10 protein-coding genes are annotated in these 10,673 nt (G+C 25.3%); all 10 read left to right on the top strand.

Annotated elements, in window-relative coordinates:
• Window positions 1-291 precede the first annotated feature (291 nt).
• The gene (locus N9R85_RS00830; RefSeq protein WP_262858186.1) at window positions 292-2,277 is read left to right on the top strand and encodes a hypothetical protein; all 1,986 of its coding nucleotides are present in this window, start codon (window positions 292-294) and stop codon (window positions 2,275-2,277) included.
• A 93-nt stretch (window positions 2,278-2,370) separates the two neighbouring features.
• A complete protein-coding gene (locus N9R85_RS00835; RefSeq protein WP_262858187.1) occupies window positions 2,371-3,462 on the top strand; it encodes a M42 family metallopeptidase in 1,092 nt (363 codons plus the stop codon).
• A 101-nt stretch (window positions 3,463-3,563) separates the two neighbouring features.
• Window positions 3,564-3,800 carry a YneF family protein gene (locus tag N9R85_RS00840; RefSeq protein WP_205851765.1) on the top strand — a complete coding sequence of 79 codons (237 nt, stop codon included), beginning with the start codon at window positions 3,564-3,566 and terminating at the stop codon, window positions 3,798-3,800.
• 43 nt (window positions 3,801-3,843) lie between these two features.
• Window positions 3,844-5,652: a potassium transporter TrkG gene (locus tag N9R85_RS00845; RefSeq protein WP_262858188.1), complete on the top strand. Its 1,809-nt coding sequence runs from the start codon at window positions 3,844-3,846 to the stop codon at window positions 5,650-5,652.
• A 7-nt stretch (window positions 5,653-5,659) separates the two neighbouring features.
• The gene (locus tag N9R85_RS00850; RefSeq protein ID WP_262858189.1) at window positions 5,660-6,331 is read left to right on the top strand and encodes a potassium channel family protein; all 672 of its coding nucleotides are present in this window, start codon (window positions 5,660-5,662) and stop codon (window positions 6,329-6,331) included.
• 156 nt (window positions 6,332-6,487) lie between these two features.
• Window positions 6,488-6,922, top strand: a complete 435-nt coding sequence (locus N9R85_RS00855) for a cell division/cell wall cluster transcriptional repressor MraZ (protein ID WP_262858190.1) — start codon at window positions 6,488-6,490, stop codon at window positions 6,920-6,922.
• On the top strand, window positions 6,912-7,820 hold the full coding sequence (gene rsmH / locus N9R85_RS00860) for a 16S rRNA (cytosine(1402)-N(4))-methyltransferase RsmH (protein ID WP_262858191.1): 909 nt from the start codon (window positions 6,912-6,914) through the stop codon (window positions 7,818-7,820). Before N9R85_RS00855 ends, rsmH begins: the two co-directional genes overlap by 11 nt.
• A 22-nt stretch (window positions 7,821-7,842) precedes the next feature.
• The gene (locus N9R85_RS00865) at window positions 7,843-9,042 is read left to right on the top strand and encodes an MAG3720 family protein (RefSeq protein WP_262858192.1); all 1,200 of its coding nucleotides are present in this window, start codon (window positions 7,843-7,845) and stop codon (window positions 9,040-9,042) included.
• A 6-nt stretch (window positions 9,043-9,048) separates the two neighbouring features.
• Window positions 9,049-10,071, top strand: coding sequence for a hypothetical protein (locus N9R85_RS00870; protein ID WP_262858193.1), 1,023 nt, complete (start codon window positions 9,049-9,051; stop codon window positions 10,069-10,071).
• Between the two features lie 160 nt (window positions 10,072-10,231).
• The coding region (locus N9R85_RS00875; RefSeq protein WP_262858194.1) for a hypothetical protein at window positions 10,232-10,673 on the top strand (442 nt) is incomplete at its 3' end.

The following is a 10,673-nucleotide window of genomic DNA, read 5'->3' on the forward strand; positions in this document are numbered from 1 at the left end:
TTATCCAAAAAAATATTGCTGTTAAAAATTAGCACAAAATTTATACTATATTTTCTCTTATTTATTTTTTGGATTTGAATCCCGTTTTTTTCAAAAAATAATGAAAAAAACATAAATTTCGTGCTATTATCACTTTTTTTGTGGAAAAATTACCATAAAAAAAGTGAAAATACGGCATTTCCTAATATGTTTTTAGCTTATTAATATTAAAAAAGTTAAAATATAAAAGAGATAAATGTGGAAACATTATCTTAATTTAATTAATAAAATAAACATTAAAGAGGTTAATATATGAGATTTAAAACAATTTGATTTAAGGGCTTAGCAATTGTTGCCCCTTTATCACTGACAACAATAGCTGCTATTAGTTGTTCAAATAATAATCCAAGATCAGAAGAAAGTTCTAATGCTCAAAATGACGCAAAAGATCAAAATACTACTGATATAAATAATAAAGAAACTATTGAATCTAATAAAGCGGATAAAAAACAAGAAAGCTCTACTGATGCTACAGATTCAAAAAATAATGAAAAAACAGAAATTCCAGATACAACAGTAACTCCAAAACCAGAATCAGATTCTGAAGAAAAAGCTAATGATAATCATGAAGATGCTCAATCTGATTCTAAAGTAGATAACGAAAAAACAGAATCTGATCAAAAAGAAGACTCAGTTGATTCCGATGTAGAAAAAGAAAAACCTGAATCAGAACCAAAAGATGAAGCTATTGTTGAACCTAAAGAAGGAGATGAAAAAGATACTCCAACAACTGACGAACAAACTGAAGGCGAAAATGAAAAATCAGAGTCAGAACAAAAAGATAATGATGTTACCGATTCAGCAGAAGGAGAAACGAAAGATGTTTCTGAAACAGGTTCTGAATCCGAAGATAAAAATGAAGAATCAGGCAAAAATACAAAAGAAGATCAAGAAAAAGATACTATAGATACTAATTCAGAAACAGAGGACCAAAAAGATCAAAAAGATGATTCTTTAGATTCTGAAGAAGCAATATCTGACTCTGAACAAAAAGATCCGGTTGCTACAGAACCTCATGAAGGAGAAAAACAAGATACTCCCGCACCAAATTCGCCACAATCTACAGATGAAACTAGCGAAGAAGAATCTGAAGAAAATGATCAAAAAACCGAGAAAAGAAATTACAAAGATGAAATAGATAGATTAAAAAGTGAAATTAATGTTGTTAAAGAATCTATGACTGATAAAACCTTTAGTAATTTAGAAGAAAAATTACAAAAAATTTTAAGTGATAACGCCCACAAAGAAGACGATGGAGTAGAAACATTAAGTTCTAAGAAAGCTAAATTAGAACTAGTTAAAAATCAATTAGATGAAATTAATAATAGTTTCAATAAGTATAAAGATTTATTATTGTCTCTTGATTTGGAATATGATACATATGATGCATTAATTAGTAAAATTAATGATAAAATTAATTTATTTAAACAAAATGAAGACAATTGAAATTCTAGAATAAATGTAACAAGCACAAGCAATGAGTTTAACAATAATAACAGTCTATTACCATGATCGATAAAAGATTCTGAAGAAGGACAATGAGTGACTAGAAGTTTTTTTGATAAAAATTCTATATATAATACTTTTTTAAATGTTGATTACTTAAAAGATAAGGATAAAGAAAATATAAAAAAACATTTAAATGATTTAACCGGATTAAAAAATATGATAGCCGGAATTTTAGGCTTCGGAATTAATTTTAAAGAATTATATGGAGCAAATGGAAATTGAATTATCAAAGAAGATCAATTGAATAAGTCACAATATGATATTGGGTTTAATGAATATAAAGTAAGTGATAATAATGGTACAAATGGATTACATCCTAGAAAATTAGAAAATTGATTGATTTTTAATAGCGATGACAGACAATCAGAACTTGGTGGTAATTCAGATAGCATAAACAACAAAGTTAATCAATTAACAACTCAATTCAAAAATAGCAAGAAAACCTGAGAAGATTTTAAAAACGAACAATTTACTAATTTACAATCTAGAATAGACTCATTTAAGGTTTTAAGAAAAGAAGGAAAAGAAGATAGTCAAAATTTAGCTAAAGAATTATCTGAAGCATATTATTCAGGTTTATTAAATCTTGTATATCTAAAAAGTTATTTAACAATAACAATTTCTCAATTGGAAGAAGTTAAAACTAAATCAGAAGAGGTTAAAGCGTTACTTGATAAATTAGGTACTGAAGAACCAAGACAAGAGGATTCCGGAGAAGCTACAGAATAACAAAAATTAAATTCACAATAATTTATTGTGAGTTTTTTATTTTAATAATTTATAATTATTTTATTAATTTATAAATCCAAGGAGAAAATAAAAATGGATAAAAGAACAGAATTATTTAAGCAACGTTTAATTAAATATCTTGAAATCGAAGCGATGTCAAGATATGAAGAACCCGTTGCGACCGAATTAAGAAATAATATTGATAATAATAAATTTGAAATTCTAAGAGATAAGTTAGGATCAATTATTTTTCATAAGAAATCTAAAAAAGTAAATGCTCCAAAAGTTATGATTGCTGCTCATATGGATGAAGTGGGATATATAGTAAGAAATATCGATGCTAAAGGTCAACTGTTACTAAGCCCAATTGGCGGAATATGAGCTTCAACAATTATTGGTACAAAAGCAAAACTTGTTACAAGTAAAGGTGAAACATTGCTTGGTGTTTTTGGTCATACAAGCATTCATATTATGGAAGCTTCAAAAGTTTCAAAAGCTTTAACAAATGATGAAATTTATGCTGATTTTGGATTTAAAAATAAAGATGAAGCAATTGAAAATGGTGTCGAAATCGGTGATAGAGTATATATTTCTGGTGAGACTATTATGTTTAAAAATCCTGATTTATTAGGTGGAAAAGCAATGGATAATAGAGCAGGAGTTACTATATTAGAATTTTTAGCAAATCAAGTGGCAAATTTTGATTTGGACATTGATTTATATTTAGTAGGAACAGTTCAAGAAGAAGTTGGAACAAGAGGTGCTAGAAGTTCAGTTTCAATGATTAATCCTGATATTGCTATCGCTTTAGATACAACTTCTTCTCACGATACAATTGGAACAATTGAAGGTACAACAGCTTTATTTAAGGGTGTTGCTCTTAGGGTTAAAGATGGTGGAACATTAATGGATACTAAATTAGTTCAATTTATATTTAATTTAGCAAAAAAACACAATATTAATGCTTACAAATTTGTGGCCGCTGGTGGAGGAACTGATGCTAAGGAATTACAATATGCTCAAGGCGGAGCTGCGACAATTACTTTATCATTACCACAAAGATATTTACATAGCCCGATTGGTGTTATAGCAATTTCTGATTTATTAGCAACACTTGATTTATTGGAAAATTTTGCAAAAGAAATGAATCAAAATATTTACCAAAAAGAAATTAAATATTCATAAAAAACTTATTTTATGCCTTAAAATACTTAATTTTTTCATATAATTCAAAATATATTAATATATGATAAAATAATATTATTAAACACAATAAAGGAGAAAATATGATCGAACTTAGTGGAGGAGCATTAGCCGGAATAATAATCGGTTTAATAATTGGAATAGGTTTTGCAGTAGGTTTAACAACATTCTTTTTAACTAAAAAAATGTTTGAAAAACAATTAAAAGAAAACCCGCCAATTAATGAAAAAATGATTCGTATTATGTTCTCACAAATGGGACGTAAAGCAAGTGAAACACAAATTAGACAAATAATGCGTTCAATGCAACAACAAAAATAAAATTCATTATTTAGTTAATGAGTTTTTTAATTTAAAAGGAAATATGAATTTAGTTACAAAATTGAAAAGAACTTTTAGAAGAAGCTTTATTTGAAACTTCTTTAGCAATATAATTAGATGAAGAAATAAAATACCACAATTAAAATATATTTTATTATCTTATATATTAATTATTTTTATTTTTAGTTTGTTATTGTGAAGTCCAATTACGCAAACAAACCCAAGTGAGAATTGAACGAGTGCTTCTTCGTATGTTAATGCATTATTTACAACCGCTAGTGCATTTAGTGATACTGGATTAGCTGTTTATGATACCTTTAGTCATTGAAATATGTTTGGGCAATCTATAATAGCAATTTTAATTTTAATGGGTGGTGTAGGTATTTTTGCATTAAAATTCTTTGTTTTAGGTTATCTTTTTCAACGGAATAATAGTTCTGTTATATCTGTTAAGATGCTTCAAAGTGAACGTGGTAGTGCAAAATTTAATCAAACAATAAAATTAGTTATTTACTCTGTTAAGTTTTTATTAATAACCATATTAATTTCTGGATTTTTAATGAGTTTTTACTTTTATTTTGTTAGTCCAATACAAACTAAAGGTATTGAATTATTATTAACAGATGCTAGCGGTCAAAAAAAATATATTGATCCAACTGGCGATTGATCTCTTGCTTTTAGATTTGGTTTTTTTCACACCATTTCAGCAATTAATAATGCTGGATTTGACATTATTTCAGGTAATTCTTTATTGCCTTATTATCAAAATTATTTTTTACAAATTTGATTTATTATTTTACTAATAATAGGTGGTATAGGTTATCCTGCGTTATATGATATAAAACGTTATATTAGACACAAATTAAAGAAAAATAAAGAAAAATATCGCTTTACTTTATTTACAAAAATATCTATAATTTCTTATTTTTTAATTTTTGTTGTAGGTTTAATTATGATTTTATCTTTTGAATTAACTAGTTATGGATTAAATGATTTATGAAATAAATATTATATCCCTAACGAAAATTTTAAAGATTATTTAGAGTGACTGAAATATAGCAAAAATAATTCAGTTATGGCAACAAAAATGTTAAGTGATAATTTTGATTCTTCGAATTTAGAAGGAATTCATAAACAAATATGAGATTTAATTAATAAAACAGATTCAAAAGGTAATTCTTTAAAAATGTTTTTAGATTATGGTCATTTATATGGTTCAAAATTTGATCGTATATTTGCGCTAATATTTTCCGCATTCTCAACAAGGAGTGCTGGATTTGCGACTATTAATATGAGGCACTTAACACATGGAAGTAATATCACAATGATTATTATGATGTTTATAGGTGCCGCACCTTCATCAACAGGTGGCGGAATTAGAACCACAACATTCGCAATTTTGATATTAACAATTTATTCAGTTTTAGTTGGGAATAGTAGAGTAAGGATTTTTAAACGTTCAATCGAAACAAAAACAGTGTTTATGTCTACACAAGTTTTTGTTATTGCTTTATTATTATTAATTGTAGCTACGATGTTTTTAATAACATCGCTTGACACATACGGAGGTTTAATACCAACATCAGAGTTGCTAACAGAAAAAGATGAATTAAACATATATAGAGAAAACTATCAAATTGAACATTTATTATTTGAAGTTGCTAGTGCTTTCGGTACAACTGGATTAAGCTCTGGAATTACTAAAAATTTAAATAATTTTTCAAAAATTATGATTATACTTATAATGTTCATCGGGCAATTTGGAATTTCTTCAACTTTATTAGTTTGAAAAAGAAAAAAATCTAAAGATAGAAATTATGAATACATTGATTCGGATGTAGCAATAGGTTAGGAGAAAAATGAAATTAAAATATTTAGATGATATAGCCGTAATTGGATTAGGTCGTTTTGGTCAATCTGTTGTAGATCAACTTTTAAAATTAGGTAAAAATATTACAATTATTGATAAAAGTGAAGAACGCCTAAAATTATACGAAGAAGATGCTGATAATATCTTAATTGGAGATGCTGCAGAAACTAAATTTTTAAAAAGTATTGATATTGATAAGATAGGTACTGTTGTTGTTGCTGTACCTAATAATATAGAAATAGTGGCCGCTTTAATCGAAATGAAAGTTCCTAATTTAATAGTTAGAGCTACAAGTAGAAGACATGCAAAAGTGTTAAAATTAATTGGAGCCCATGTTATTATTAGGCCTGAATATGAAGCAGGAAAGCGTGCCGCACTTATTTCTGCCAATACAAATTTTCTTAGATATAGTGAAAATTTACAAGAATTAGGCGATGATTTTGTGCTTGGTACTACACAAGTTAAAAATCCAGATTTATTTGATAAAAAAATTAAAGATTTATCTTTAAATCAACGTGGTATAACAATTGTTTTAATTAAAAATAAATCTAAAAATACGAGACCTACAGGGGATTCTTTATTAAAAAAAGACGATTTGATTACTGTAATCGGAGAAGTCCAAGATGTAACTCAAGCATTTCAATGATTTAACAAAGAATAATTAAACCTAAAAAAAGACGCGATCGAAGCGTCTTTTTTATTTTAATTTGTGAAAATTAACCATAAAATTTTAAAAAAACAAAAAAATATTATAAAAAAAATTATTTGTGTGTATAAGTGGTAAAATATTATTGGATAGTGGGAGGAAGTGGTAAAAATGTTAGGACAACAACTAAGAAACATTGATTCCAAAAATCGAGTAGTATTGCCCCCGATTTTTAAAGAAAAATTGGGTGATGAATTTATACTTACAATTGGTTTTGACGGGAATGCAGAATTGAGAACAAAAGAAGCTTTTAATGAATATTTAAAATTATTTGAAAATAAAAGTTTTTTTGACAAAAGTGTCCGTAATTTAACTAGGTTAATTATGGGTAATGCTTTTGAAGTTAAATTAGATTCAATGAGCAGAATTAGTTTACCTAAAAAAATTATCGAAAAACTAACTATCCAAAAAGAAGTAATTTTTGTCGGTGTAGGTTCAATGGTTGAACTATGATCTAAAGAAATGTTTGAAGAATTTGAAAACCAATATAATCCGGATGATTTATCAAAATTAGCACAGGAAATTTCAACTTTAAATGAACGATAGTAAAGAACATTACCCCGTATTATTAAAAGAAACAATTAGTTCATTAAATATAAAACCTGATGGTATTTACGTGGACCTAACTCTTGGTATGGGCGGACATTCATCTGAAATTTTAAAACATTTAACAACTGGACATTTATATTCGTTTGATAAAGATTCATTTGCTATCGAAAAGTCTTATGAAAGATTAAGTAAAATATCAAATAACTTTACCCTAATTAAAAGTGATTTCAAAGATATAAAATCAAAGTTAGAAGAATTGAATATATATAAAGTGGACGGTATAATAGCAGATTTAGGTATTTCATCTCCTCAAATTGATAATAAAGAAAGAGGTTTTAGTTACAACAAGGATGCACAACTAGATATGAGAATGGATCAAGATCAAGAACTTGATGCTAAATATATAGTTAATCAATATTCACAAAGCGATTTGGAAAATATACTATGAAAATACGCTGATGTTAAACTCTCGAAAAGGGTTGCGAAGGCCATCGTAGATAATCGACCAATTAGTGGCACTTTAGAACTTGTTGAAGTCATAAAAAGTGCTTATCCTGCAGCGTTATTAAGACAAAAAAATCCTGCAAAAGCTGTTTTTCAAGCGATCAGGATTGAAGTTAATAATGAACTTAGTTCGTTAGAAACAATGTTGAGTGATGCTATAAAATTGCTTAAACCTAATTCAACACTATCAATAATTACTTTTCATTCAATCGAAGATAGAATTGTTAAAAACTTTTTTAAGTCATTGACAATATCGAAAATCCCTTCAAAACTACCAATTATGGAAGTTAAAGAGTATCAAACCAAACAAATTTCGCCTTCAAAAAGTGAAATTGAAGAAAATAGGCGCTCAAAAAGTGCCAAATTAAGAATCATAACAAAAATTGAATAATTATTATGTAGGAGGATATTATATGTATTATAAAACCTTTATATTTTTTAAAATAAATAAGGATAATATCATCCTTTCAGTTATTCAACAAATTGATAAAAATTATATTCAAGTTGAATCTGAAAAGAAAATTGAATATAATAATTTCTTAAATGATTCATTATCTATAATTGAACAAAATCTGATTAATTTACTTAAAAAATATCATAAAAATGATAAAAAAATTAATTTTATATTCTCGGATCAAATTTTTGATTATGAATACAAACATAAAATAAATATTATTAACGATAATGATGCGTCAATTAATGATAAATTAGTAATTTGTGAAAATGAAGTTTTATTAAACGAAAATGTATACAAATACAAACTATATTTTGATGATGGTTGAACAAAAGAGTACAAAATTTTACCAGTCAATAAAAAATATTCTTCAGCCAAGGAATATAAATCAAGATTATATATAAAAGCAAATCAAAGCACAAAAAAATATTTTATTAAACTTAAAAATATATTAAACACATTTAAACAAGCTAAATGACAAAATTATTATTTCTATTTGGAAAACCAATTGTTAGCTAATAAACTTTTACCTTATAAAGGTAACCAAATAATGGTTCACGTACTAAGAGATAAAATATTATTAAATATAGTCAAAAACGGAATTATATATGCTGAAAAAATAATAAACAATGGAACTGATTTATTGTTTGAAAATAGCAAACTACAAAATATTGATAAAAATATTTTAGATTCAAGATTAAATTCAATTCTTGATAAAAAATTCCATCAACAATTTATAAATTTTGATGAAATAAATAGTATTTTAGAAAATAATATTAGCAAACTTTATATAGCTTTAGATTCGTATATAAAAGCGTTCATCCTTAAATTAATTAAAAATGCAAAAAAACCTAAAATTTGATTGCATTCTAACAACAATAACTTATTGCCTTATTGAGTTGTATCGCTCAAAAATAAAAATGACGATTTTTATTCAAACTGTGATTTCAATTCATTATTTCCATATATTAGAAACGAACAATTTAGTTTAATTAGTGATTTAGATTTTTCATTTCAACAAGCTGTTTTAGCTTCAAATAACAATGAAATAGACGATTATTCGCATTTACAAACAATAACAAGCGAGTTTAATATAGAAAAAGTAAAAAATAATACCTTTCTTACAGTTTTTAAATCTTGGTTTTCTATCAACAAATAAATTTATATGAAACAACATAAAACTTTAGTTATAAATTTTGGTAAAGAAAGTATTCAATTAATAGATCATTTAATTAAAACAAATTCACTAATAAAAGACTTTGAATATATTGCAATTGATAGTAATTTTGAAACACTAAATAATACTAAACTAGAAAATAAAATATTAATTAATAATTGAGAATCTGATCAATTTATCAATTATTCACATTTAAATCAATTTATTATTGGTTCAGATACAATATTTTTACTAGTTGATTTAAAAGCTAATAATTTATTAGCAATAAAAGAATTTGTTTCGCTCCTTTCAACTTTAAATAAAAAAGTTAATTTAATTTCATTTTATAATCACTCCGATTTCAATCAAATAAAAAAACATTTTTTTAACAAAATGTGCTCTATATATTTAATAAATAATGAAAACTATCAAGAACAAATAGAATTTTTTAATGAAGAAGATATTTTAAAATTAAAATCTATCATAATAAATGATTATTTAAGATTTTATTATTATATGCATAACAATAACTATATAGAAGATAAAGAATACATTTTTAATCAGTTTAATAATTCAAATAGAATAAATATTGCAACTGCTTGAGCTTTTGGTTCAAGAAGAGTTATTAAAATTTTGGATAAATTATTGAATTATAAAGATAATTTTTTAGACAATTTAAACCAAGCAATAGTAGTTCTTGAACATAATTCTGATTTTACGCTTGATGAATTATATATTTTAAAAGAGAGTTTAAAATCTAAATTCAATTTAGAATCTAAATGAATTCTTGTAAAAAATAATGATACTAAAATTAAGCTTACAATTTTTACGAATGCAGAATATCAAAATAAAAATAATATTGAACAAGAAAATATTTTAATTAAACCAAAAGAGTTTATTGAAGATGTTTATTATGATTCAACTAATATAAATAATTTTGAAAAAGATGATTTTATAATAAATTATGATGATAATGAAGAAAAAGAACAAATAATAATTGATTATAACGATACTTCAGATATTGAATTTTAATAAGAATATTTAGATTTAATGAAAGTTAGGTTATGGATAATTACTTGATGTTTCGAAGAGTAATTATAAATAATTTAATTACTAAAAAGCATCGCAGTCATAAAGACTGTAAGTTAGGTGAAAAAAATTTGACACTCCAAAATAAAGGAGTGTTATTTTTATGTCCAAACATTTTACATTTGAACAAAAAGTTAAATATTGCAAAATTATTGATCAAACCGATTTTAAAACAGCATTAATACAATTTTTAATAGATAATGAAGAGAGATATAAATATTATTGGTATTTAGACAAAAAACAAAAGAGAAATAGAAGACCAGACCGTTACGGTTATACATTACTTAAAAAATGATATAAACGTTATAATTTAAGTATGGATGAATTAAAGACTAAAAACAAAAGAGGTTCCGGTAGAACTAAAAAAGTTAAAATTACTGATTTGAATAAAGATGAATTGGAATTATATCATGAATCAATTGAAGAGTTATTTAAAGGTAAAGGGATAAGTAGTAGCGAATTATGAAAAATAATTAAAGACAAAATTCAAAAGAAAACGATGTCGTCCTTTAATATTTCTAAACTTTCATCATTTATAAATGTTT

This window comes from Mycoplasma sp. CSL7503-lung, from assembly GCF_025515455.1.
GTDB lineage: Bacteria > Bacillota_I > Bacilli_A > Mycoplasmatales > Metamycoplasmataceae > Mycoplasmopsis.